22 protein-coding genes are annotated in these 24,621 nt (G+C 70.5%); 9 read left to right on the forward strand and 13 right to left on the reverse strand.

Annotation, left to right across the window (positions count from 1 at the left end; translation table 11 throughout):
- Nucleotides 1–20 precede the first annotated feature (20 nt).
- The 3 genes from CX1_RS04300 to CX1_RS04310 all read left to right on the forward strand — a co-directional run bounded on the left by CX1_RS04300 (nucleotide 21) and on the right by CX1_RS04310 (nucleotide 2,701).
- Nucleotides 21–1,328 carry a glutamate-5-semialdehyde dehydrogenase gene (locus CX1_RS04300; protein ID WP_046651406.1) on the forward strand — a complete coding sequence of 436 codons (1,308 nt, stop codon included), beginning with the start codon at nucleotides 21–23 and terminating at the stop codon, nucleotides 1,326–1,328.
- Nucleotides 1,329–1,706: 378 nt separating this feature from the next.
- Nucleotides 1,707–2,102 carry a hypothetical protein gene (locus CX1_RS04305; protein WP_046651405.1) on the forward strand — a complete coding sequence of 132 codons (396 nt, stop codon included), beginning with the start codon at nucleotides 1,707–1,709 and terminating at the stop codon, nucleotides 2,100–2,102.
- Between the two features lie 50 nt (nucleotides 2,103–2,152).
- Nucleotides 2,153–2,701, forward strand: a complete 549-nt coding sequence (locus tag CX1_RS04310; protein WP_046651404.1) for a hypothetical protein — start codon at nucleotides 2,153–2,155, stop codon at nucleotides 2,699–2,701.
- Nucleotides 2,702–2,819: 118 nt separating this feature from the next.
- On the opposite strand, the gene modB is transcribed toward CX1_RS04310, so the two are convergent.
- The 8 genes from modB to CX1_RS04350 form a co-directional block, all read right to left on the reverse strand.
- Nucleotides 2,820–4,910: a molybdate ABC transporter permease subunit gene (gene modB / locus CX1_RS04315; RefSeq protein ID WP_060925321.1), complete on the reverse strand. Its 2,091-nt coding sequence runs from the start codon at nucleotides 4,908–4,910 to the stop codon at nucleotides 2,820–2,822.
- 39 nt (nucleotides 4,911–4,949) lie between these two features.
- Nucleotides 4,950–5,771 carry a molybdate ABC transporter substrate-binding protein gene (gene modA, locus CX1_RS04320; protein ID WP_244465542.1) on the reverse strand — a complete coding sequence of 274 codons (822 nt, stop codon included), beginning with the start codon at nucleotides 5,769–5,771 and terminating at the stop codon, nucleotides 4,950–4,952.
- Nucleotides 5,746–6,579 carry a pyridoxamine 5'-phosphate oxidase family protein gene (locus CX1_RS04325; RefSeq protein WP_082719143.1) on the reverse strand — a complete coding sequence of 278 codons (834 nt, stop codon included), beginning with the start codon at nucleotides 6,577–6,579 and terminating at the stop codon, nucleotides 5,746–5,748. Before CX1_RS04325 ends, modA begins: the two co-directional genes overlap by 26 nt.
- A 181-nt stretch (nucleotides 6,580–6,760) precedes the next feature.
- Nucleotides 6,761–7,534 carry a respiratory nitrate reductase subunit gamma gene (gene narI, locus CX1_RS04330; protein WP_046651242.1) on the reverse strand — a complete coding sequence of 258 codons (774 nt, stop codon included), beginning with the start codon at nucleotides 7,532–7,534 and terminating at the stop codon, nucleotides 6,761–6,763.
- Nucleotides 7,531–8,262, reverse strand: coding sequence for a nitrate reductase molybdenum cofactor assembly chaperone (gene narJ / locus CX1_RS04335; RefSeq protein ID WP_306302936.1), 732 nt, complete (start codon nucleotides 8,260–8,262; stop codon nucleotides 7,531–7,533). Before narJ ends, narI begins: the two co-directional genes overlap by 4 nt.
- 5 nt (nucleotides 8,263–8,267) lie before the next feature.
- Complete coding sequence (narH, locus tag CX1_RS04340) at nucleotides 8,268–9,914, reverse strand: nitrate reductase subunit beta (RefSeq protein WP_060925322.1); 1,647 nt, start codon at nucleotides 9,912–9,914, stop codon at nucleotides 8,268–8,270.
- On the reverse strand, nucleotides 9,914–13,648 hold the full coding sequence (locus CX1_RS04345; RefSeq protein WP_060925323.1) for a nitrate reductase subunit alpha: 3,735 nt from the start codon (nucleotides 13,646–13,648) through the stop codon (nucleotides 9,914–9,916). The genes narH and CX1_RS04345 overlap by 1 nt, the downstream gene beginning before the upstream one ends.
- Before the next feature lie 102 nt (nucleotides 13,649–13,750).
- Nucleotides 13,751–15,088, reverse strand: a complete 1,338-nt coding sequence (locus CX1_RS04350; RefSeq protein ID WP_046651245.1) for a nitrate/nitrite transporter — start codon at nucleotides 15,086–15,088, stop codon at nucleotides 13,751–13,753.
- A gap of 283 nt (nucleotides 15,089–15,371) precedes the next feature.
- Here CX1_RS04350 and CX1_RS04355 point away from each other — a divergent pair, with 283 nt between their 5' ends.
- The gene (locus tag CX1_RS04355; protein WP_255217634.1) at nucleotides 15,372–15,995 is read left to right on the forward strand and encodes a MogA/MoaB family molybdenum cofactor biosynthesis protein; all 624 of its coding nucleotides are present in this window, start codon (nucleotides 15,372–15,374) and stop codon (nucleotides 15,993–15,995) included.
- Between the two features lie 299 nt (nucleotides 15,996–16,294).
- On the opposite strand, the gene mobA is transcribed toward CX1_RS04355, so the two are convergent.
- The 3 genes from mobA to CX1_RS04370 form a co-directional block, all read right to left on the reverse strand.
- On the reverse strand, nucleotides 16,295–16,987 hold the full coding sequence (gene mobA / locus CX1_RS04360; protein ID WP_046651246.1) for a molybdenum cofactor guanylyltransferase: 693 nt from the start codon (nucleotides 16,985–16,987) through the stop codon (nucleotides 16,295–16,297).
- Between the two features lie 4 nt (nucleotides 16,988–16,991).
- On the reverse strand, nucleotides 16,992–17,459 hold the full coding sequence (gene moaC, locus CX1_RS04365; RefSeq protein WP_046651279.1) for a cyclic pyranopterin monophosphate synthase MoaC: 468 nt from the start codon (nucleotides 17,457–17,459) through the stop codon (nucleotides 16,992–16,994).
- Nucleotides 17,460–17,554: 95 nt separating this feature from the next.
- The gene (locus CX1_RS04370; protein ID WP_060925325.1) at nucleotides 17,555–19,066 is read right to left on the reverse strand and encodes a molybdopterin molybdotransferase MoeA; all 1,512 of its coding nucleotides are present in this window, start codon (nucleotides 19,064–19,066) and stop codon (nucleotides 17,555–17,557) included.
- A gap of 34 nt (nucleotides 19,067–19,100) precedes the next feature.
- Between CX1_RS04370 and CX1_RS04375 the strand changes: the two genes are divergently transcribed.
- Nucleotides 19,101–19,532: a molybdenum cofactor biosynthesis protein MoaE gene (locus tag CX1_RS04375; RefSeq protein WP_306302937.1), complete on the forward strand. Its 432-nt coding sequence runs from the start codon at nucleotides 19,101–19,103 to the stop codon at nucleotides 19,530–19,532.
- 54 nt (nucleotides 19,533–19,586) lie between these two features.
- Here the strand turns inward: CX1_RS04375 and CX1_RS04380 are convergent, their stop codons facing one another.
- Nucleotides 19,587–19,868 (reverse strand): MoaD/ThiS family protein, encoded by a 282-nt coding sequence (locus CX1_RS04380; RefSeq protein ID WP_046651248.1) that lies wholly within the window; start codon nucleotides 19,866–19,868, stop codon nucleotides 19,587–19,589.
- Between the two features lie 82 nt (nucleotides 19,869–19,950).
- Nucleotides 19,951–21,042: a GTP 3',8-cyclase MoaA gene (moaA, locus tag CX1_RS04385; RefSeq protein ID WP_082719090.1), complete on the reverse strand. Its 1,092-nt coding sequence runs from the start codon at nucleotides 21,040–21,042 to the stop codon at nucleotides 19,951–19,953.
- A 144-nt stretch (nucleotides 21,043–21,186) separates the two neighbouring features.
- Here moaA and nadD point away from each other — a divergent pair, with 144 nt between their 5' ends.
- The 4 genes from nadD to CX1_RS12785 all read left to right on the forward strand — a co-directional run bounded on the left by nadD (nucleotide 21,187) and on the right by CX1_RS12785 (nucleotide 24,590).
- On the forward strand, nucleotides 21,187–21,945 hold the full coding sequence (gene nadD, locus CX1_RS04390) for a nicotinate-nucleotide adenylyltransferase (RefSeq protein WP_082719091.1): 759 nt from the start codon (nucleotides 21,187–21,189) through the stop codon (nucleotides 21,943–21,945).
- A gap of 9 nt (nucleotides 21,946–21,954) precedes the next feature.
- Nucleotides 21,955–22,413 (forward strand): ribosome silencing factor, encoded by a 459-nt coding sequence (gene rsfS / locus CX1_RS04395; protein ID WP_046651250.1) that lies wholly within the window; start codon nucleotides 21,955–21,957, stop codon nucleotides 22,411–22,413.
- A 93-nt stretch (nucleotides 22,414–22,506) separates the two neighbouring features.
- Complete coding sequence (locus CX1_RS04400) at nucleotides 22,507–23,166, forward strand: histidine phosphatase family protein (protein WP_174520144.1); 660 nt, start codon at nucleotides 22,507–22,509, stop codon at nucleotides 23,164–23,166.
- Entirely contained in the window at nucleotides 23,163–24,590 is a 1,428-nt protein-coding gene (locus tag CX1_RS12785; protein WP_244465543.1) for a DegV family protein, read from the forward strand. Before CX1_RS04400 ends, CX1_RS12785 begins: the two co-directional genes overlap by 4 nt.
- Nucleotides 24,591–24,621: the final 31 nt, after the last annotated feature.

Raw genomic sequence — 24,621 nt, forward strand, 5'->3', positions numbered from 1 at the left:
GTTTACCTACACTGGTCGGTATGACTGACGCGACAAATGACCAGACCATCACCCATGCCCGCGCCGCCGAGCGCGACGAGGTGCTGGACAAGGCCCGCCGCGCCAAGGACGTCACCATGGAATTGGCGCGCTACACCTCCGAGCGCAAGAACCGGCTGCTCCTCGCGGCCGCCGAGGCGCTCGTGGAGAAGACCCCGGAGATCCTCGAGGCCAACGAGGCCGACATCAAGGCCGGGCGCGAGCGCGGCCTGGACGAGTCCCTCATCGACCGCCTGAAGCTCGACGCCGAGCGCATCGAGGGCATCGCCGGCGGCCTGCGCCAGGTCGCCGCGCTGCAGGACCCGGTCGGGGAGGTGCTGCGCGGCAGCACCCTGCCCAACGGCATCAAGCTGTCGCAGGTCCGCGTCCCGCTGGGCGTGATGGGCATGGTCTACGAGGCCCGCCCGAACGTCACCGTCGATGCCTTCGGTCTGGCGCTGAAGTCCGGCAACGTGGCGCTGCTGCGCGGCTCGAAGTCCGCCGTCAATTCCAACACCGCGCTGGTGAAGGTGCTGCGCGGCGTGCTCGCCGCCGACGGTGCCCCCGAGGACCTGGTGCAGCTGCTGCCGTGCGAGACCCATGATTCGGTGCAGGACCTGATCACCGCCCGCGGGCTGGTCGACGTGGTCATCCCCCGCGGCGGCGCCGGCCTGATCGAGGCCGTGGTCACCGGTGCCACCGTGCCGGCCATCGAGACCGGCACGGGCAACTGCCACCTCTACATCGACGGCTCCGCCGACGTCGACGAGGCCATCGCGATGCTGATCAACGGCAAGACCCGGCGCTGCTCGGTGTGCAACGCCACCGAGGGCGTGCTGCTCGATCGCGCGCTGGGCGCGGAGAAGATCCGCAAGGTCCTCGACGCGCTGAACGCCGCGGACGTGAAGGTCCACGGCGACGTCGACAACCTGGCCGAGGCCGAGTGGGGCGGCGAGGTCATCCCCGCCACCGACGAGGACTGGAACGACGAGTACCTGTCCTTCGACATCGTGGCGAAGATCGTCGACGGCGTCATCGAGGCCACCGACCACATCAACGCCCACGGCTCCGGCCACACCGAGGCCGTCGCCGCCAAGGACTGGGAGGTGTGCGAGACCTTCGTCGACCGCGTCGACGCCTCCACCGTCAACGTCAACGCCTCGACCGCCTTCACCGACGGCGAGCAGTTCGGCTTCGGCGCCGAGATCGGCATCTCCACGCAGAAGCTCCACGCCCGCGGGCCCATGGCCCTGCCGGAGCTGACGTCCACCAAGTGGATCCTGCGCGGCACCGGACACACGCGCCCGTAGCTTCCTAAACGTAGGGGCCGGACGCGCACGCGATTGCGCATCCGGCCCCTTTTGTCGTGGGCGCAGCCTCTTCGGATGATACGGCGGGGAGCGTTCTGTAATGGGACAACGGTGAATCCGGGTCATGCGGCGAGAATTAACGAAATTCAAAACTGGAATTGGTAAAGTCGATCTTCCGTCGGACCTGCAAGGATGGCCTGTGATTTGCGCGGCATTTCTTTGAGGTGGGTTCGGGGGCTGGCAATATTTGGAAGGTTTCGGCAATGGGCCGCGATTGACCCGGAAGACTCCTCCGGGGGCACCGAATCACTCGAAGGACGACCAATCTCGCTGTTTTCCCGTAAGAAGGAAACTTCCGTCATCGCCGGTTCCGCGCTGATGATCGGTTCCCTCGGCATGGCGCCGATGGCGCACGCCCAGGGCGGCACCACGACCATCGGCGCCGGGGCGATCGCGATCATCGGTTCGGTGGGCAGCGCCGCCATCGGCAGCTCGGATTCCGCGCCCGAGGTGCCCTCGGGTGACGTGGAGGACGCCCCGGCACCGGAGGTCCCCGCCGAGACTCCGGCCGCGGATCCCGCCAAGGGCCCGACGAAGGACGAGGCCGCTGCCGTTGCTCCGGTGAAGGCCCCCGCCCGGCAGGAGTCCGAGGTCGTCCAGGCCACCGGTGGTCTGCCGGTCACCGGCGTCGATGCGGGCGTCCTCGCCGGCATCGCCGGTGCGCTTCTTGTGCTCGGTGCGCTGCTGATCGGCCGCCGCGGTACCTCGAAGTAGCCGGCGCACATATTCCACCCATCCGCCTTTCCCACCCACGAAAGAAGCGCATGAACGAAACCACCCCCTCCGTGTCCGTCCGCCGCAAGGCGACGTCCGTCGTCGCAGCCACCGCGCTGCTCGTTTCCGCCGCGTCCGCCGGCGCCGTCGCCATGGCACCCGCCGCGTCGGCACAGGTCGATCCACCTTCCACGGTGATCGGTTCCGGCACCGTCGGAAGCGCTGTCGTCGGCAGCGCCATCATCGGCAGCTCCGTGATCGGCAGCTCCTCCATCGGCAGTTCCGCATCGGGATCTTCGGCGGCGGGCTCGGTGGGTTCCGCGGCCCTCGGCTCGGCTGCGGTGGGTTCGGTCGGCTCGGCCGCACTGGGCTCGGCTCCCGAAGATGAGAAGGGCGCCGACGAAGCTGCCCCGGGCAAGAACGGTGCACACGACGGAAAGGCCCCCGGCACCGAGTCCGGCCGGACCGACGTCGTCGCCGCGGACTCCGGTTCGCAGCTGCCGGTCACCGGCGTGGACATCGGAGTCGCCGCCGGCATCGCCGGTGCGCTGATGGTCCTCGGCGGCCTGCTGATCGGCCGCCGCGCCACGGCCAACTAGCCAGCCGCACGCGAGACAGACGAAAGGCCGGGGCACCCCACCAAAGCGGTGGGGAGCCCCGGCCCTTCGCGTCAGTGCACCGGATCAACCGGCGTACCGGATCAACCGGCGTACCGGATCAACCGGCGATCGGCAGCACCTGCACCTGCATGGCCTTGACGGTGGCGCGGACGGGGGAGCCCTCGGCCAGACCGAGCGTCGCCAGGGAGTGCGCGGAGATCTCGGCGATGATGACCGTGTCTCGATCGGCGGGCCCGTTGGCCGCGACGGCCTCGCCGGCGGGTTTTTCGCCCGTTCGGTCGGCCCGTCCCGTCGTACCCGTCCCACCCGCGACGCCGAGTTCCACGCGCACGGCCGCGCCCTGATGGCGGATGGCCCGTACCCGGCAGTCAAGGACGTTGCGGGCGCTGGTCTCCGGCGCATCGCCGTCGAGGGGTCCCAGCGTCACCGCCCGCGGCGAAAACAGCGCGACGGCGCGGCCCCCGCCTTCCCGTTCGCCACTCTCCAGATCGCCACTCTCCAGTTCGCCACGTGTCGGTTCGCCACTCTCCAGATCGCCCCCTTCCCGTGCACCACCGGCGCCCGCGCCTGCTGGCACGCCCGTGATCTCGAAGCCGGCGGGCGTGCGGACGGTGACGGTGGCGTCGTCAAGCGCAATGGCCGTGCCCCGCACGGCGATGAGCCCCGCGAACTGCGCCAGGAAAGGCGTCACCGGGGCGGCCAGCAAGTCCGCGGGCGAGCCCGCCGCGGCGATGCGGCCGTCCTCGATGACGATGACGCGATCGGCCAACGTGGCCACGTCCACCGGATCGTGGGTGACCAACATCGCCGTGCGCCCGCGCAGCCGACGGCGCAGCACCTGCCGCAGCGACGCGGCCGACGCGGCATCCAGCGCGGCGAAGGGCTCGTCGAGGAGGATGACCTCCGTATCTGCCGCCAACGCCCGGGCCAGCGCCACGCGCGCCGCCTGCCCGCCGGACAGCGACGCCGGGAAGCGGTCGGCCAGCCCGGAGGCGCCGACGGCGGCGAGCTCACGGCGCGCCCGGGCCTCGTCGCGGCAGGCGAAAACCACGTTGCCCAGCACGGTGCGGTGCGGAAGCAGCGCCGGATCCTGCGTCAGCAGCACCGCCCGCGGCACGTCCCCGCCGACCTCCGCGCCGCCGCGCACCGGCAGCCCGGCGATGGCGCGCAGCAGCGTCGATTTGCCCGCGCCGTTGGGGCCGATCACCGCGGTCGTCGCGCCGCCGGCGATGGCGACACGGGCATCGAGCAGACCCGCCACGGCAATGCGCAGGTCCAGGTCCTCCTGCTTGACGACGCCTTCGTCCCCGACCTCTGGCGCGTCCGTTGCGGGGGAGTGCGGGGACGGGCCGGAGGGGTGCTCGGGGGCGCCGTCCCCGCCGCGGCGCCGCGCCATCGCCCAGGGCACCGCCGCGCCCACGGCGACGAGCACGATGGCGATGCCCAGCAGCACCGCCGACAGCGCCAGCGCCAGGTCGGGATCGTTGTCGCGCTCGAGGTAGATCGCCAGCGGCAACGTGCGGGTGACGCCGGGCAGCGATCCGGCGAAGGTCAGCGTCGCGCCGAACTCGCCCAGCGCGCGGGCCAGCGACAGGGTGGTGCCGGAGATGATGGCGGGGGCGACCATGGGCAAGGTCACCTGGGCGAGGATCCTGCTTCGCGACGCCCCCAGCCCCGCGGCCGCCTCGGCATGGCGCGCATCCAGGCCGCGCAGCGCCCCCTCCAGCGCCAGCACCAGGAACGGCAGCGAGACGAAGACCTGCGCCAGCACCACCGCGGCGGTGGAAAACGACAGGGACTCGGCCAACCACGGCCACCGCGACCCGATGACGCCCGTGCGCCCGAACGCCGCCAGCAGCGCCAGGCCGCCGACGACCGGAGGCATGGTCATGGGCAGCACCACCGCGACGCGCAGCGCCCCGGAAAAGCGCCGCGCCCGCGACATGGCCACCGCCAGCGGGACGCCGACGACCACGACGATCAGCGCCGCGATCAGGCTCGTGCGCAGCGACAACCCCAGTGCCGCAGCGCCCGCGTCGGAGGCGACCAGCTCCGGCACCCGCGCCCACGGCACCTTCAGCGCCAGGGCCGCGACGGGCACCACCGCGACCAGCAGCGCCACCGCCGCCGGGGCGAGCACCCAGGTGGGAGGGCGCAGGCGGGAGGCGGAGGTGGCGGCGGATCTCATGATGTCGAATCTACCGGTGGCGCCGGATCGGGCCCCGCCTCATCGCGGCGCCCCGAATCCGGCGTCCGCCAAGATCTTCCGTCCCCAGTCGGACGTCACGGCGCGGATCCACGTTTCGGCGTCGGCGAAGCGTTGCCCATCGGCTCCGGCGTCGGCGGTCACGGCGATGGGGTAGGCGTTGACCACCTCGTCGGCGCCGGCGATGTCGATGGCCTCCACGCGGTCGCCGGCGGCCGCGGCGTCGGTGCGGTAGACGATGCCCGCGTCGGCCTGCCCCGACTCGACCTTGCCGCGCACGTCGGAGACCTTCGACTCCTCGGAGACCGGCGCGAGCTCCACGCCGGCGTTGGTCTCGAGCTGCTCGGTGGCCGCCCCGCACGGCACTTCGGGGGCGCACACCACGAGCTTCGCGCCGTCCAGCGACGAGTCCAGGCCCGTCACCCCGGCGGGGTTGCCCGCCGGCACGATGAGCGTCAGCGTGTTCGTCGCGAACTCCTGCGGCACCCGCACCGTCCCCGCGTCCTCCGCGCGCGCCATCGTGCGGGCGTCGGCGGTGGCCAGGACGTCCGCCGGGGCACCCGCGCCGAGCTGGTCGACCAGGCTCTGCGACCCGTCGAACGACAGCACCACGTCGACTCCCGGGTTGTCCTCCTCGAACCGCTCGGCGATGGCCTCGAACGGCTTCTGCAGCGACGCCGCCGCGAACACGGTCAACGTCCGCTCGTCTCCGTCTTCGCCGTCGCCGGCGCCGCACGCCGCCAATCCCGCGGCCAGTCCCACCGCGGTGGCGGCGGCCGCAATGCGCGCGGCGCTGCGGTGGCCCTGCGTCTTCGCTTTACGACGTCCCAACGCTGCCATCATCGGCCCTTCTCGTAGACATGGGGTGTTCTCCGGCATGGGGTGGTTCGGTTTCCGTGAGCTGTCGCCGTGCCTCGGCGAGTTCGGCCCGCGCCGCGGCGAGGGCTTCGCGGGTGGCGGCCAACTCGTCGTCAAGCTCCGTGACCCGGTCGCGCAACTCGGTGATGTCGGCGCGGTACAGGTCGATGCGCGCATCGACGGCCGCCCTATCCCACCGGGGCTTGATGTGCTTGGCGCAGTTGGCGTCGACCGCGTTGACGTCGACGACGATCGCGCGCTCGATGGTCGCCCGGATCTCCCGGTCGGAGCCGGCGCCGAGGTCGCGCAGGCGCTCGATGAGCTCCGGATCGTCGGCGGCCTCCACCGCGCGCGCCGTGCCGAAGACCTTCAGGCGGCGCCGAGTGGGGAAGTCGACGAAGAACAGGCACACCCGGCCATCGCGGTCGATGTTGCCGGCGCTGACGTACTGCTGATTGCCCGGGAAGTCGGGGAACGCGAGGGTGCGGTCGCCGATGACGTGGACGAAACCCGCCGGGCCGCCCTTGTGCTGCACGTACGGCCAGCCGGCGCCGGTGACGGAGGCGAGGAAGAACACGTCGGCCTCGCGGATCAGCTTCTTGTCCACGCCCTCGAACGCGAAGCCGCCGGGGCCCGGGCCGTCGAGGTTGGGGCGGTCGTCGACGCGGTGGCCGGCGCCGGCCGCGTGCTGGCGGGCGCGGACGTGGGCGTCGTAGGCCAGGTCGTTGTAGGACGGGCGCCCGCGCGCGGCGGCGGCGTCGGTGTCGGCGTCGAGGTCGGCGAGGTCGGTCATCGGCTGCTCCTCCATCGTTCGTGCATCTATGATGCCACCGCTTCACGTGTGCAGCCCGCGACCTGCGCCGGTGCGGATGCGGGGAGCGGGGGTGTAACCATATCTGCACGAAAACGTGGTTCACCCCGCGGTGCGGTGGCCGCGGGGCGAATTGTGGGGGATGGGGGACAGGCGCCGCAGGTCAGGCGCCGCTGGACCTGGCCTGCCCCTTCTCCGGATCACGGGTGGACACGGGATCCCAGCCGCCGGAGTGCTTCGTCGTGGTGCGCGGGGTCCGCGACCGGTAGACGACGTACGGGCGATTGACGTAGCCCACGGGGGCGCTCAGCGCGTGGATGAGGCGGGTGAACGGCCACACCGCGAACAGCAGGAACCCGGCGATGATGTGCAGCTTGAACGACAGCGGCACGTCGACCATCAGCTCCGGCTGCGGGTTGAACAGGAACAGGCTTCGCAGCCACGGCGAAATGGTCTCGCGGTAGTCGTAGCCGTGGGAGTCGCCGAGCAGCTGGTTGAGCACGGTGGCGATGGTGCCCAGCGCGATCGGGATGGCCAGCATGACGTACATGAACTTGTCGTTCGGCGTCGTCGCGCGGAACACCGACTTGTCGGTGCGGCGGCGCCACAGCAGCCCGATCAGGCCCAGCACCGTCACGATCGCCGCCGCCATGCCGCCGATCGACGCCACCAGGTGGTAGACGTCTTGCGGGATGCCCGCAGCCTCGGTCCACGACTTCGGGATGATCAGGCCCATGAAGTGGCCGATCGCCACCGCGAGGATGCCGTAGTGGAACATCGGCGACGCGTACTTCAGCAGCCGGTTGCCCAGGAACTGCGAGGACCGGGTGGTCCAGCGGTACTGGTCGACGCGGAAACGCCAGATGGTGCCGACCAGGAAGATCGCGATGCACAACCACGGCAGGGCGATCCAGAGGATGTAGTCGAAGGTTGTCATGATCTCGTCTCCTGATTGCTGACGGGGAAGGGGAGCTCGAGGGTGCCCACGAGCTCGGCGGGCGGCCCCGCGGTGACCAGCCGCAGGTAGCGTTCGCGCGTGTCCTCGTCGAGCGGGGGCAGCGCGGTGACCAGGGCGTCGAGCAGGCCGGCGTAGGCGCTGCCGCGGCCGGCCAGCGCGTGGCGCAGCACCTCGATGCCGTCGCGGTGGGTGGCCAGCACGTCGGCGGCGATGGTGTCGCCGTTTTCGGGGCTGCCGGGTTCCAGGGCGGCGGCCTCGCACACCACGCACAGGTGGTCGGGCAGTTCGTCGCGGTCCTGCTCCAGGCCGACGGCGGCGAGCATCTCGCGGAAGCTCAGCAGCGCGACGCCGCGTTGCCGGGTGTCGCCGGTTGCGTAATAGGACAGGTAGAGGTTGCAGCGGCGCTTCTGGTCGAAGGTCTCCACGTAGTGCTCTTCCAGGGCCCGCTTTCCGACGGCCCGCGCGTGCGCCAGGAACGCCGCCAACGGATCGGCGGCGGCCAGCGGAAGCGACGGCAGCGCGTCGGCCACCGCGTCCCAGCGGGTTTCGGCGTCGTCGCCGGGGTAGTCGAGCAGGGTGGCCACCGCCATGAGCACGGTGCGCCGCTGGTCGTCGGTCATGGGGACGTGGGTCGGTTCGGCCAGGGCCGTCGCGCGGGCGGCGTCCGCCGCGCGGCGCGCCGGGCGACCGAGGAAATTCAACGCCATCGCACTCACCTGCCCGGGAACATGGAGTCGGGGCGTTCGCCCGCACTCCACGTGGCCAGGGGGACGCGCCCGGAACCGGCGGCGATGTCTTCCGGGGGCACGCCGTGGAATTGGGCGGCGAGCTCTTCGACGGACATGTTCGGGTCGTGGGCCGCACCGACTCCGGTGCCGCCCGGGCCGCCCATGCCGGGGCCGCCGAAATCGTCCAGCGAGCAACCCATGGCCGCGACGCCCTCCGGGGTGGCGGCGGACTCGGAGTGGGCCGTCGGGATGACGTAGCGCTCGTCGTACTTGGCGATGGCCAGCAGCCGGTACATGTCCTCGATGTCCTGGCCGTCCATGCCCACCGCCGCGGCGATCTCCGGATCCGGCTCACGGCCGTTGCGGACCTCGCGCATGAACGAGCGCATGGCCACCAGCTTGCGCAGGACCTTCTCCACCACGGCGGTGTCGCCGGCGGTGAACAGCTCCGCCAGGTACTCCAACGGGATGCGCATGGTGGAAATGGCGGTGTAGAGCAGGCGGTGGTTCTCACCGTCGGCGCCCGAGGCGGTGACGGCGTCGACGACGGGCGACAGCGGCGGGATGTACCAGACCATCGGCAGCGTCCGGTACTCCGGATGCAGCGGCAACGCCACCTTGTAGACGCTGATCAGCTTCCAGATCGGCGACTCCTGCGCCGCCTTGATCCACGAATCCGGCACGCCGCCGGCGCGGGCGCCGGCGATGACCTCCGGGTCGAAGGGATCGAGGAGCATGGAGCGCTGGGCCTCGTAGAGGTCCTTTTCATCTTCCGTGGCGGCGACTTCGCCGACCCGGTCGGCGTCGTAAAGCAAAACGCCCAGGTAACGCAGGCGGCCGACGCAGGTCTCCGAGCATACGGTCGGCTCGCCGACCTCCAGCCGCGGGTAACACAGCGTGCACTTCTCCGCCTTGCCCGTGTGATGGTTGAAGTAGACCTTCTTGTACGGGCAGCCCGACACGCACATGCGCCAACCGCGGCACTTGTCCTGGTCGACCAGCACGATGCCGTCCTCGGAGCGCTTGTACATCGCGCCCGACGGGCACGACGCCACGCACGTCGGATTGAGGCAATGCTCGCAGATGCGCGGCAGGTAGAACATGAACGACTGCTCGATCTCGTGGCGGACCTTCTCGCTCATCGCCTTGAGCACCGGATCATCGTCGAGGATCTCCTGCGACCCGCCCAGATCATCGTCCCAGTTCGACGACCACTCGATCGTGTCCATCGGCTTACCGGACAACTGCGACACCGGGCGCGCCGTGGGCACGTGCTTCGAATCCTTCGGCGCGGACAGCAGCTTGTCGTACTCGTACGTCCACGGTTCGTAGTAGTCCGTCATCTCCGGCATGTCCGGGTTGGAGAAGATGGTGGCCAGCTTCTTCAGCCGGCCGCCGGCGCGGGGCACGACCTTGCCGTTGGCCTTGCGCACCCACCCGCCCTTCCACTTCTCCTGGTCCTCCCACTGCTTGGGGTAACCGACGCCCGGGCGCGTCTCGACGTTGTTGAACCAGACGTACTCGGTGCCCTCGCGGTTCGTCCACGTCTGCTTGCACGTGACGGAACAGGTGTGGCAGCCGATGCACTTGTCCAGGTTCATGACCATGGACAGCTGGGCCATGACCTTCATCAGAACTCAACCTCCTGGGAGCGGCGGCGGATCACGGTGACCTCGTCGCGCTGGTTGCCGGTCGGGCCGGTGTAGTTGAACGCGTAGGAATGCTGGGCGTAGCCGCCGATGAGGTGGGACGGCTTGATCAGGATCCGCGTCAGGGAATTGTGGATGCCGCCGCGCTTGCCGGACGTCTCCGCCACGGGCACGCCGACGGTGCGTTCCTGGGCGTGGTGCATGTACACCGTGCCCTCGGGGATGCGGTGGGAGACGATCGCGCGGGCGGCGATGACGCCGTTGCGGTTGTAGCCCTCGATCCATTCGTTGTCGGCGACGCCGATCTTCTCGGCGTCGGCGGGGGACATCCAGACGACCTGGCCGCCGCGCGAGAGCGCCAGCATGTGCAGGTTGTCGAAGTACTGCGAGTGGATGGCCCACTTGTTGTGCGGCGTCAGGTACCGCACCGCCACTTCCGTCTGGCCGGCCCCGTTGACGCTGACCGTGCCGGGCGTCGCCTCGCCGTAGAGGTGGTGCAGGTCCAGCGGCGGGCGGAACACCGGCAGCGCTTCGCCGATGTCGCGCATCCAGTCGTGGTCGAGGTAGTAGTGCTGGCGGCCGGTGAGCGTGTGGAACGGCTTGAGCCGCTCGACGTTGATGACGAACGCCGAGTAGCGGCGGCCGCCGTGCTCCGAGCCGGACCACTCCGGCGAGGTGATCACCGGCACCGGGCGGGAGGAGACGTCCGCGAAGGTGATGCGCTTGCCGGCCTCCTCCTCCGACAGGTCGGCGAGGCGGGTGCCGGTGCGCTTCTCCTGGTGCTTGAAGCCCTCCGTGGCCAGGCGGCCGTTGGTGGTGCCGGACAGGCGCAGGACCATTTCGGCGGCGCGGACGTCGGTGTCCACGCGCGGACGGCCCTTGGCCGCGCCGTCGCGGGCGACGCCGTTGGTCTGCGCCAGCTCGCCGATTTCGCGGGTCGGGTCGAACGCGACGCCCTTGGTGCCCATGCCGGCCTTTTCCGGCAGCGGGCCGATGGCGTTGAACTTGTCGAACACCGCCGTGTAGTCGCGCTCCACCGGGATCAGCTTGGGCATGGTCACGCCCGGGATCTTCGGGGTTTCGGACCAGGGCTTGACGACGCCGTGGGGGGTCGCCATCTGGTCCGGCGAATCGTGCGACAGCGGGGCCGCGATGACGTCGGTCTGCGTGCCCAGGTGCGTGCGCGCCATCTCCGAGAACCGCTCGGCCAGATCCTGGAAGACCTGGAAGTCGGAGCGGGCCTCCCACGGCGGGTCGATCGCCGCGTTGAAGGCGTGGACGTAGGGGTGCATGTCCGTCGACGACAGGTCGTTCTTCTCGTACCAGGTCGCGGCGGGCAGGACGATGTCGGAGTGCAGGGTCGTGGACGTGTTGCGGAAGTCCGCGGTCCACATCAGGTCGATCTTGCCCACCGCGGCCTCGTCGCGCCAGACCATCTCGGTCGGGCGGCGGTCGGCGGGGACTTCCTTGCCCTGCACGGCGTTGTCGCAGCCGAGCATGTGGCGGTAGAAGTACTCGGTGCCCTTGGCGGAGGAGCCCAGCAGGTTCGTGCGCCAGTTGGCCAGCACGCGCGGGAAGTTCTCCGGGTTGCCCGGGTCCTCGATGGCGAAGCGCAGGCGGCCCTCCTCGAGCTCCTTGACGATGTAGTCCTTCGGCGCCATACCTGCGTCGGCCGCCTCCTGGCCCAGGGCCAGCGGGTTGCGGTCGAAGGTCGGGTAGGACGGCATCCAGCCGCGGCGCGTGGCCTCGACCAGGGTGTCGGCCGTGGTCTTGCCGGCGAACGAGCCCTCCTGCAGCGGCGACGCCAGGCGCTCCGCATCGGTGCCGTCGTAGCGCCACTGTTCGGTGGTGGCGTACCAGAAGCCGGTGGAGATCATCTGGCGCGGCGGGCGCTGCCAGTCCAGGGCGAACGCGTACTGCGCCCAGCCGGTGATCGGGCGGACCTTCTCCTGGCCGACGTAGTGCGCCCAGCCGCCGCCGTTGACGCCCTGGCAGCCGGTCATGGTGGTCAGCGCCAGGAACGTGCGGTAGATCGTGTCCGAGTGGAAGTAGTGGTTCGTGCCCGCGCCCATGACGATCATGGACTTGCCCTCGGTCTCGATGGCGTTCTGCGCGAACTCGCGGCCGATGCGGATGGCAGCGTTGGCCGGCACGCCGGTGTGCTCCTCCTGCCACGCCGGGGTGCCCGGGGTGGAGGCGTCGTCGTAGTCGGCGGGCCACTCGCCGGGCAGGCCCTCGCGGCCGACGGCGTAGCGGGCGAGCATCAGGTCGAAGACGGTGGTGACCAGGTCATCGCCGAGCCGGAACGCCGGCACGCCGCGCGAGACCACGCCCGCGCCCACCGGGCCCTCCGGCGTGGTGTCGCCGGGCAGGTCGAAGCGGGGCAGCAGCACCTCGACGGGTTCGGCGCCGGCCTTGCCCATCGCGGTCATGGCGGGGGAGCAGTCGTCGAGCTTGAGGTTCCACTTGCCCTCGCCCGCGTCGCCCCAGCGGTCGGCCATCGTGCCGCCCGGGTCCTTCACCGTGCCGTCTTCGTCGAGGACGAGCGGACGGAATTCCGCGTTGGCGGCGTCGTGAAGCGGATGATCCTGCGGGAGATCCGAGGCCGTGACGAACTTGCCCGGCACGTACGCGCCGTCGCGGGCGGACAGCCGCACGAGGAAGGGCGAGTCCGTGTACCGCTTCATGTACTCCAGGAAGCGCGGCGTCTGCTCGCCGAGGTGGAACTCTTTGAGGATGACGTGGCCCATCGCCAGCGCCAGCGCGCCGTCCGTGCCCGGGTGGACGCGCAGCCACTCGTCGGCGAACTTCGTGTTGTCCGCGTAGTCCGGCGACACCGCGACGACCTTCTGGCCGTGGTAGCGGGCCTCGGTCATGAAGTGCGCGTCCGGGGTGCGGGTCAGCGGGATGTTCGAGCCCCACATGATCAGGTAGCCCGAGTTGAACCAGTCCGCCGACTCCGGGACGTCGGTCTGGTCGCCGAAGACCTGCGGGGAGGCCATCGGCAGGTCCGCGTACCAGTCGTAGAACGACAGCATCGCGCCGCCAACCAGCTGGTAGAAGCGGGAGCCGGCGCCGTAGGACAGCATCGACATCGCCGGGATGACCGTGAAGCCGGCCAGGCGGTCCGGGCCGAAGCGCTTGACCGTGTACACGTGCGCGGCGGCGACGATCTCCATCGCCTCGTCCCACGTCGTGCGCACCAGGCCGCCCTTGCCGCGGGCCTCCTTGTACGCGCGGGAGCGCTCCGGGTCCTCCACGATGTCGCGCCACGCCAGCACCGGGTCCTTCAGCCGGGCCTTCGCCTCGCGCCAGTAATCCAGCAGCGTGCCGCGGATGTACGGGAAGCGGATGCGGGTGGGCGAGTACGTGTACCAGGAGAACGCCGCGCCGCGCGGGCAGCCGCGGGGCTCGTACTCCGGCATGTCCGCGCCGATGGTCGGGTAATCGGTCTCCTGGGTCTCCCAGGTGATCACGCCGTCCTTGACGTAGACCTTCCACGAGCAGGAGCCCGTGCAGTTGACGCCGTGCGTGGAGCGGACGACCTTGTCGTGGCTCCACCGCTGGCGGTAGAAGCGGTCCGCGTCGCGGCCGCCCTTGAGGAACATCTGCCGCGAGTCCTCGCTCACGGTGCCGCGGCGGAGCTGCCCGCCCAGCTTGAACAGGGGATTCGAAGAGCCGGATCCGGAGGCCGGGCGGCTGTCGGTGGTGGTCATTCTCGACTCCAAGTCGGGTGAGATTCGGGGACGGTCATCGGGTGGTGGTCGGGGACTGGCGGTCGGGTGGCCGCGGGAACGGGGCGGGCATGCGCATCGCGATCAGCCCGGGAAGGGTGCGTTCGGACGGGCGTAGTAGATCCAGGTCAGCGTCGTGGCGAAGGCGAAGAACACCGCGCACCCCAGGAAGAACACCTTCGGATCCAGGGCGGAAAGCAGCATGCCGACGATGAACGGGCCGAACGCGGCGATCGCGGCGGTCCAGCCGATGACGCCACCGGCCTGGCGGGGGTTGAGGATCATCGGCATCTGCTTGAACGTGCCGGCGTTGCCCAGGCCCGAGAAGAAGAAGACGGTCATCATGGCGGCGAAGAACCACCAGAACTGGCCGGGCTCGGTCGGGTTGACCAGGAACGCCACGACCACCGTGAAGACGGTCATGCCGACGCCGCAGATGAACGTCCAGATCGCGCCGCCGAAGCGGTCGCACAGCGGGCCCCACAGGGCGCGGACGCCGGCGCCGATCATCGGGCCGAGGAACGCCAGCGCGGCGCCCTTCGGCAGCGTCTCCGGGTCGTAGCCCTGGGTCACGAAGTCCGAGCTCTTGCCGAAGACGTTGTTGACCAGCAGGGCGTACTGGGCGGCGAAGCCGGAGAAGGCGCCGAAGGTCATGATGTAGATGATGGTCAGGATCCACGTGTTCTTGTTGCCGAAGATGTCCAGCTGCTGGCGGAAGTTCGCCTTCACCGGAACGTCCTTGAGCAGGGTGAACGCCAGGATCGCGGCGACGATCGCCCACGGCACGAAGAACCAGGCGACGTTGTGGACCCACAGGGCGGATTGGTTCGCGGCGTCGCGCTGCGGGGCGATGAAGCCGATGCCCAGCAGCGTGAAGCCCATCAGCCAGGGGGCGATGAGCTGGATCAGGGACATGCCGAAGTTGCCGATGCCGGCCTGCAGGCCCAGCGCCGTGCCGGACATGCGCTTGGGGAAGAAGTAGCCGGTCGACGGCATGTAGCCGGAGAAGCAGCCGCCGCCGATGCCGGTCATCAGCGCCAGCACCACCAGCCACCAGTAGGGGGTCGACGGGTCGGTGACCGCGAAGCCCCAGCCGAGCATCGGCACGGCCAGCAGCAGCGAGGTGATGCCGACGAGCTTGCGGGTGCCCAGGACGGGCGGCAGGAACATGTAGATCAGCCGGATCGCGCCGCCGGAGAGTCCGGGCAGCGCGGCCAGCCAGTACAGCTGGCCGGACGTCAGGTTGAATCCGATGTCGTTGAGCTTGGGGGCGATCGCCGACACCAGGAACCAGACCGCGAAGGCCAGGATCATGGAGAAGGTGGTGATGCTCAGCGTGCGCCAGGCGATCGCCTTGTCCCAGCTCGCTTCGTCCTCGGGATTCCAGCCTTGCAGCACCCGGCCGGAGGTGTCGACGGACATGTGGGCCTCTTTTCCGTGTTAACGCGTGTAACGGTGTAGACGGAGATGACCGGCACTCACGACTACCGGCTGCTCCGATGCTTACGAGTTCATGCACTCACTAATATCGTAACCGGTATGCGTAAAATGGGCCAGTGTAAAGGTGCAGGTTAACGGCCCTTTATCGCAACGCTCATGTTGCTGAATTGAAAGGACGTATGATCTGATTATGGCTGATAAGAACCCTGAAATGGTGGCGGGGGAATCCTCCGTCGCTAACGGTGTTAGCCGCGCGGATGCGGAAGTGTCACGCGGATCCGGCAGGGCCGGGCATGCGGCGGCGCCCGAAGATTCGGCACGTCGCGAGAATCCGGCGAAGGCCCAAAATCCGGCGCACGGCGGGGACGCGGTTGTCGAAAAGCAGCTGGCGCCGATGGAAGAGGAGGTGCCGGGCGTGGTCATCACGGTCAGCGATCGCTGCGCCGCGGGCACCCGCCCCGACAAGTCCGGGCCGCGGGCGGTCGAGGCCCTCGCGGTGCATGGCGTCGTGTGTCCCGAGCCCGTCGTGGTCACCGATGACGTGCCCGAGGTCGCCGCCGCCATCCGCGCCGCGCTCGACGGCGGCGCGCGCCTGGTGTTCACCACCGGCGGCACCGGCGTCACCCCGCGCGACAACACGCCCGAGGCGACCGCGCCGTTCGTGGAGACGCGGTTGCCCGGGCTGGAGGCGCAGATCCTCAATCATGGCCTGACCAAGACGCCGCTGGCCGGACTGTCCCGCGGCATCGTCGGCGTGACCGGGCGCGGGGCGGATGCGGCGGTGATCGTCAACGCGCCGGGCAGTTCCGGCGGCGTGCGCGACGCGATCGAGGTCATCGGCCCGCTGATGCCGCACCTGCTCGAGCAGCTCGGCGGCGGCGACCACTAGTCCCGCGCGGCTTTCGCTGTACGACGGTCCGGCGTTCGCATGGGAGCGGCCGGATCGTCGGGGATTGCCGTGGGGGAAGCGCCGCCATCGCTGGTGTGGCGGCACTCTGGCCCCAGGTGTCACGCGACCTCGGGGGTCACGTCACTCCAGTAACAGCGACCGCGGTTTGCGTTCTTTTTGAAACATCGGGGCGGCGTTTTACCTGGTGATTTGCGGGCTCGACGTTTCAGAATGAACGCGGCCCGGAATTTTGGGGCTGGTGGGATTCGCGCGGGGAGGTTGCCGGGCCGATCATTCCGTCACCGTGACCTTTCGGGGGCATCCGGGGACATGGCCTCGAGGGCGTTGACGTCCTCCCGGGTGTCGGCGTCCATGACCCATTCGAGCACGTCAACAGGGGTGAGGGCGAGCCCGCCGAGCAACGCGCGCACCGAGCGGTCGCGGACTCCGCCGTCGGATTCGAGTCGGGCGATCGCCGCGCCGAGGGCCTCGGATTCGACGACGCACAGCAACCGCTGGAGTCGGCCGTCCGGGGTGATCGCCACCGCGCCAACGGAAGTGGGGGATGTGGCGGCGGCGAGCTGGGGGAGAACGCGCGGGGCGAAGGGCGCATCGCAGGCGAGGATAGCGACTGATGAACGGGTCGTGAAGGAGTCGGCGACACCACCAGCAACTTCATCAGTGGAGTGATCGACGGCCAATCCGGGGGCGTGAACCTCGTCGATGCCAGCCGCGTACCCTGCGGCGATGCCGGCGGCGGGGCCTCCGAGCGGCGGATCCTCGCGGACCAACGTGACATCACTGGGCACGTCGAGATCCGGCGGGCCGACGACGACGGCCGGCACGCCCTGCGTGGAGAGCTCGTCGAGGACGTGGTCGATCATGCGCCGACCGGCGATGACGACATCGGGCTTCGATGCCCCTCCCATCCGCCGCCCGGTCCCGCCGGCCAACACGATGGCGAACGCGATCGCACTCTCCCGCCGGGCCATGACGCTACGGCCGCACCCAGTCGCCGGACCGGCCGCCGGACTTCGCCACGATGCGGCAATTCTCCATCGCGGCGGACCGGTCGACGCCCTTGACCATGTCGACGATCGCCAGCGCGGCGACGGTCACGGCGGTCAGCGCCTCCATCTCGACGCCTGTGCGATCGGCGGTGCGCACGGTCGCCGTGAGCAGCACGCGGTCCTCGCCCCATTCGACGTCGACCTCGCAGCCGTGCACGCCGATGACGTGCGCCAACGGCAGCAGATCGGGCACCTTCTTCGCGGCGGCAATGCCGGCGATGCGCGCGACGGCGGCGACGTCGCCCTTGGGCACGGTCCCGTCGCGCAGGGCGGTCATCACCTCCGGCGAGCACGTGACCTCGCCCTTCGCCGTCGCCGAGCGGACCGTCGGCTTCTTGGCGGTGACGTCGACCATGCGGGCCGCGCCTAGCGAGTCGAGGTGGGTGAAGCGCATGGCCGGCTGGACGAGAGACTCGGTGGCGGACTGGCTTCCGTCAGCAGCGGTCACATCGTTGGTCGCGGCAGCGGTGTCCGCGTTGTCTGCGGTGCTCATGAGTGTCGGTCCTTTCCGCGGCGCAGCGCGGGGTCGAGGGGAATGGCGGCGAGGCGGTCGCCGGGGCCGTACGTCTCGGGGGCCGGCACCGTGGCCGGATCTCCATCGGCGGCGGCAACGTCGGCGGGATCGACGGACCCCGCGGCGGGCAGCACCAGCAGCGCATTCGCTCGGTGCAGGCTGGCGATCAGGTGCGAGCCGAGCCCGCGTTCGTGCACCGGCCGCGCGCGCCCGTCGGCCACGCTCACCGGCACGAACCGGACCTTGCCGCGCCGCGCCCGGAACTCGGCGTCGGCGATGACGTCGATGATGTCGAGGTCGGGAAGCGAAGGTGCAGCGTGTCCCGCATCCCGTGCCCCATCTCGCTTGACGACGTCCCGACCGTCACCAAGTCCCGCCACCTTCGCCAGCAGGGGCCGGAGGTACAGGATCGCGGAGACGAAGACGCTCACCGGATTGCCGGGCAGGCCGAGCAGGACGGCGTCGCCGATGCGCCCGCGCGCCTGCGGGCCGCCGGGCTGCTGGCGGAGCTTGAAGAAGGAGATGTCCGCACGTCCTTCGGCGGCGAGCGTCTTGACGGGGTCGAAGGCGCCCGCCGAAATTCCGCCGGAGGTGACCACGACGTCGGCATCCGCGGCGGCGCGGGCCAGGGCGTCGGCGAGTTCGTCGGCGGTGTCGCCGCTGGCGCGGACCACGGTGACGTCGGCGCCCCAGTCGCGGGCCAGGGTCGTGAGCAAGATGGCGTTGGAGTCGGGGATCTGCCCCGGCCCCGGCGTCAGGCCCGGGGCGACGAGCTCGGCGCCGGTGGCCACGACCGAGACGCGGGGGCGGGCGAAGACGGGAAGCTCGCCGTGGCCGATGCTCGCCGCCGACGCCAGCGCCGCCGCGGACAGCACCTCGCCAGCGCGCAGCACGACGTCGCCGACGCCGACGTCCTCGCCGGCCGGTCGGACGTGGGCGCCGGCTCGAACGCGGCCCGCGACTTCGGCGGGCACGGTGACGGTCGCCGGGCAGGCGCGCGGTCCGGGCGCGGAGTCGGTGTCCTCCACGGGGATGATGGCGTCGGCGCCGTCGGGGACGGGAGCGCCGGTCATGATCCGCGCCGCCGTCCCCGGCACCAGCGGCCCCGGCGCAGTGCCGGCCGGAATGTCGGCGGAGACGGGGAGAGTGGCGCCCGCGCCATGACCGCTCACGCTTGAGGCATCGTCCGCGCCGCTCGCGCCGCCCGCGCCGCCCGCGCCGCTCGCGCCACTTGTGCCCTCTCCTGCCACCAGATCGGCGGCGCGCACGGCGAACCCGTCCATGGCCGAATTGGTGAATGGCGGCACGGGCAGTTTCGCGGCGACGTCCTCAGCCAGCACCAGTCCCGCGCAGTCCGCGAGGGGCAGGGTGGTCGGGGTGGGGGACAGGACGTCGTCAAGCACCGCCGACAGGTACTGCTCGACGGTGAGCGGGCCCCGCGGCGCTGCGCCGGATCCGGGATCGCCGCTGGTGGCGGGGGAATTCATCGCACCATCATCGCCTTTCGTGCACCATGGTGGGGTGATTGAGATTGTAAGTGCGGGAGTGTCCGAGTCGCCGCTGGATCCGGCCGAGGCGTCGGCCGCGGTGGGCGACGATCGCGCGGGGGCGGTGGTGTCGTTCACGGGCGTGGTGCGCAATCACGACGGCGGGCGGGCGGTCGATTGGATCGAGTACAGCTGCCATCCGAAGGCCGACGAGGTCATCGGGGACATCGCCGCCAAGGCCGCCGAGGCCTTCGCCGACCGCGGCGTCCACCGCCTGTGGGTGGGGCACCGGGTGGGCAAGCTCGTCGTCGGCGACGTGGCGTTCCTGGTCGCGGCGTCGGCGTCGCATCGCGCGGAAGCGTTCGAGGCGTGCAGCTGGCTCGTCGAGGAGGTCAAGCGCGACATTCCCGTGTGGAAGCGGCAGGTTTTCCCCGACGGCACCCACGAGTGGTCCAACAGTGCGTAACCGCAGGTCGGCGCGGCGCTTTCGCGTGACGACGACCACGCGCACCCCTTCGCCCTACCCGCCCGCGAAGGGCGGCAGCACGTCGAGCTGATCGACGGTCGCCGGGCGGTCCAGGTCGCGCACCAACTCGCCGGCGGCGAACACCGCGGAGCCATCGACGATGCGGCCCAGACGGTCGTTGCCCTCCGCGGAGCGCAGCAGCACGTCGCGGTAGGAATCGCCGTCGCGGACGGGCACGTCCATGGTGGGGCGGCCGGCGGCCTCGGCGGCGGAGGCGAAGAACGTCAGGGTGGCCGTGCGGCTCGCGGTGGTCGCGGCCGTGGGGGACTCGGTCATGGCGTGCTCCTTTGAACTGGTGGTCGGCTGTGTCGGGTGCGGTTGATCTGGGTCGGATTCGGGGGCGAGTGAGGCAGCGGCGCTACCCGCCGATGGCGGACATGCCGCGGTCGGGCTGTAGGAACGACGGGTCGTCCATGCCGTGGCCGGGCCTCTTCGCGGCCATCTCGCCGACCCACGCGGCCGCGAGCTCGTCGTCGCCCGCGCCGTCGCGGAGGAGGTCGCGCAGCGGCCGCTCGGTCCGCGAGAACAGGCAATTGCGGATCGCCCCGTCCGACGTCAGCCGCGTCCGGTCGCACGCGCCGCAGAACGGGCGGGTCACCGACGCAATGACGCCGACCTCACCGCCTCGGTGGGCGGTGCCCGTTCGCTTTCCGACGCCCGCCGCCACATCCCACAGCGCCGCCGGAGCATCGCCGCGGGGCTTGGCCGACGGGGACAGGTCGAACTCCTCGCCGAGGTCCGCGAGGATCCGATCGGCGGTGATCATCGAATCGCGCAGCCACTGGCCCTTGGGGCCCAGGGGCATTTCCTCGATGAACCGCAGCTGGTAGCCGCGCTCCAGGCAGAAGTGCAGCAGTTCCACGGCCTGGTCGTGGTTGTGGCCGGGCATGAGCACCGTGTTGATCTTGATCGGCGTGAAACCCGCGGCGTCGGCGGCGTCGAGGCCGGACAGGACGTCGTCAAGCCGATCCCTGCGCGCCAGCAGACCGTAGGTGGCCGGGCGAATGGAATCGAGGGAGACGTTGACGCGGTCGAGGCCGGCGTCGGCGAGCCGGGTGGCCTGGGAACCGAGAAGGATGCCGTTGGTGGTCAGCGCCGTGTCGGGGATGCGGCCCTCGTCGGTGCGCAGGGACTTCGTGGCGGCGATGATGTCGGCCAGCCCGGGGCGCAGGAGCGGCTCGCCGCCGGTGAAGCGGACCTCGCGGATGCCCAGGCGTTCGACGCCCAGGGTGATCAGGCGGATGATTTCGTCGTCGGTGAGCAGATCACGGCCGGGAATCCAGTCCATGCCCTCGGCCGGCATGCAATACGTGCAGCGCAGATTGCAGCGGTCGGTGACGCTGACCCGCAGGTCGCGGGCGACGCGGCCGTGGGCGTCGGAGAGCCGGGTCAGCGTGGCAGAGGCGGCGCGAACCCCCGAAACGGGGCCTCCGGACACATGCGCGCTCATGTGTCCGATCGTACGGACGGACATCGATTTGGGCAATTGCGAGTCGTGGATTCTCATTTGAACGGTCGTCCGGCGCCGCGCCCCGGGTGAAATTCGCTCACCGCCGATTATCGGCCACCACCTGCGGCGGGTACGATTCCCGCCATGCCGGAAGAGCAGAAAGAGCCGAAAAAAGGCCTCGTGGCGGACGACGGGGGCGTCGTCAAGCGAAACGAGCCGACTCCGCCGCGCGTGCTGGCGGCGAGGTCCGACCGGCCGCGGCGCATCGGCGTCATGGGCGGCACGTTCGACCCGATCCACCACGGCCACCTGGTCGCGGCCAGCGAAGTCGCCGACAGGTTCGCGCTGGACAGCGTCATTTTCGTGCCCACCGGCGAGCCGTGGCAAAAGCGCGGGCGCAGGGTCTCGGACTCGGAGGACCGTTACCTGATGACGGTCATCGCCACCGCCTCCAACCCGCGGTTCACCGTCTCGCGCGTCGACATCGACCGGCCGGGCGCGACGTACACCATCGACACCCTCAACGACCTCAACGCCCAATTCCCCGACGACGAGCTGTTCTTCATCACCGGCGCCGACGCGCTGCAGAAGATCGTCACCTGGCGCGATTGGGAGAAGATGTTCGACGCCGCCACCTTCGTCGGCGTTAACCGGCCGGGCTTCCACCTGGTCGAGGAGGAACTGCCCGACGTCGACCGCGCCCGCCTGCACCTGGTGGACATCCCCGCCATGGCGATCTCGTCGACCGACTGCCGCAAACGCGCCGCCGACGGCCGGCCGGTCTGGTATCTCGTACCCGACGGCGTGGTGCAGTACATTGCCAAAAGGGGTTTGTACCAGGACGTGCAAGCCGACCACCCCTCGCCCGCGGGCGAGGAGAACACCGAAACTACCGGGAGCTGAATTCCACTCGTGACCGCATCCACCGAGGCCGCCAACCTGGCCACCATCGCCGCCCGCGCCGCCGACCGCATGAAGGGCGCCAACATCGCCGTTCTCGACGTGTCGGGCCCGCTGGTGATCACCGACGCGTTCGTGCTGGTCAGTGCCGACAACGAGCGTCTGGTGTCCGCCATCGTCGACGAGGTCGAGGATGACCTGCGCGACGCCGGCGTCAAGCCCATCCGCCGCGAGGGCGTGCGCGAGGGCCGTTGGGCGCTGCTGGATTACGGGATGCTGGTCGTCCACGTCTTCCGCGACGAAGAGCGCGACTTCTACGGCCTGGACCGCCTGTGGAAGGACTGCCCCCGCATCGAGGTCGAGGGCGTCGAGCAGACCGCCGTGACCGGTTCGGCCGACGCGTCGCTGGCCGCCCGTTCCATCGACGAGATCCCGCTGGCCGCCCCCGAGCCGGATTCCGACGAGTACTAGAGCCGCCGCGGCCGCCGGTTTCCCCGCGCCGCCCGCACCGCCCGCCGGTTCAGCCCCGCCGCCCGCCCGTTTCCCGAGAGGATGACGCCGCCGATGGACAACGTCCCCGCCCGCCGTCTGCTGTTGCTGCGCCACGGCCAGACGACGTACAACGCCACGCGCCGCATGCAGGGGCAGATGGACACGGAGTTGTCGGCCGAGGGCGTCGCACAGGCCGAGCGGGCCGCGGCGCATCTGGGTCGCCGCGAGCGCGACATTCACCGCATCGTGTCGTCTGATCTGCGCCGCGCGGCGGAGACCGCGGAGGCGGCCGGCCGCGTGCTGGGCATCAGCGTCGAGCGTGATTCCCGTTTGCGCGAGACGAATCTGGGCGATTGGCAGGGCCGCACCCACGGCGAGATCGACGGCGGGTACCCGGGCCAGCGCGCCACGTGGCGCCATGATGCGACGTGGGCCCCGCCGGGTGGCGAGACCCGTGTCGAGGTCGCGGCCCGCATGCGCGCGGTCGTCGACGAGTTGCTTGACGACGACTCCTGGCCCGGTTCCACGGTGTTGCTCGTGGCCCACGGCGGGGCGATTGCCGCGCTGACGGCGTCGCTGCTCGACGTCCCCATCAGCCATTACACGATGTTCAACGGCCTGCGGAACACCGCGTGGGTCGAGCTGAGCGCCAAGATCCGCCCGGATGGCGAGCTCGGCTGGTACCTCGGCGCCTTCAATGCCGAGCTTTTCGACGAGGAGATCGACCGGTGACCGCCGCGGGGGAGCGGGGAGGCCGGGCGGCCGGCGAGTCCAACGAAGCCGGTGAGGCCGGTGGCGGCGTGAGCGACCGCGCCGCTCGGCGTGGCCGGGTGCAGATCGTGGTGGACGAGTCTGCGTGCGTGGCGCCGGACGTCGCCAAGCGGCATGGCATCACCGTGGTGGCGCTGGGGCTGGATGAAGTCGACGGGGAGCAGACCACGTCGGCGATCGGGCCGCTGCCGCTGTGCGCGGCGTATGCGCGGGCGCTGGAGCGTGGCGCGGATGCCGGCGTGGTGGCGCTGCACCTGGGCAAGGGGTTGTCGGCGACGTGGTCGAATGCCGTGACGGCGGCCGCGGTGCTGGACAACGTGCACGTGGTGGATTCGTCGTCGGTGGGTGCAGGGATGGGGGCCGCGGCGATCGCGGCCGCCGAGAAGGCCGCCGAGGGCGGGAGTTTGGACGAGTGCGTCGCCGTCGCCGACGACGTGCTGGATCGCAACCGCCTGTGGCTCTACGTGCCCAAGCTCGAGCCGCTGCGTCGGGGCGGGCGCATTTCGACCGGCCAGGCGGTGCTGTCGACGGCGTTGGCGATCAAGCCGATCGTCGGCATCGAAAACGGCACGCTGGGCCTGGTGGCCAAGTGCCGCACCGAGGCGAAGGTGCTGGACAAGCTCGTCGACCTCGCCGCGACGGAGGCCGCCGGGCGGCCCGCGCACGTGATGCTGCAGCACTCCGGGGCGCTGGAGCGCGTCGAGGAGCTGCACGCGATGCTGTCGCTGGAGCTTCCCGAGGGCTCGACCTTCGAGGTCGTGGACCTGCCCGCCGCGCTGGTCGCCCACACCGGGCCCGGGGCGTATGCCGTGGGGCTGGTCGTCGCCCCCGAGGTGGCGGGCAACGGCGGTGAGGCGGGATCCGTCGATGAGCCGGGTGCTGCTGGCGCCGGTAAGCGCGGCGGCAACGGCGGCAATGGCATCGAAGGCGGCAAGGGGGCCGATGGTGGAGACGATCTGCCGCTGCCGCCGACCGCCGTGGTCGGCCGGGACTCGTCGCCGCTGTTCACCACGGTCGCGGCGAAGTTGCCGACGTGGAGCGAGAACCGCCGGGCGGCCATCGAAAAGGCCGAGGCGCTGGCGCACGCGATCGCGGAGCTGGCCCGTCGCGACCATTCCGATCCCGAGGGCGCGGCGTTCGGCGTCGAGGCCCGCGAGGAAGCCGCGCGACGTGCGGCGGACCGCGCCCATGGGGCCGTCGATCCCGGACAGGCCGCTGATCCGAGCACGGGTGGTGCCGGCATTGATGGTCCACTCGCCAACGGCGGCGACGCTCCCGACACCAACGCTCTTCACACGAACGCTCCTCACACGAATGCTCCGGACACCAACGCTCCTGTCTCCGATGAGGGCGATGAGTCGGACGGTGGCGTCGTAAAGCAGTAGCCGCACCGGATTTCGGCGGTATCCACAGGCC

It is taken from the genome of Corynebacterium xerosis NBRC 16721 = ATCC 373 (genome assembly GCF_001552415.1).
Lineage (GTDB): Bacteria > Actinomycetota > Actinomycetes > Mycobacteriales > Mycobacteriaceae > Corynebacterium > Corynebacterium xerosis.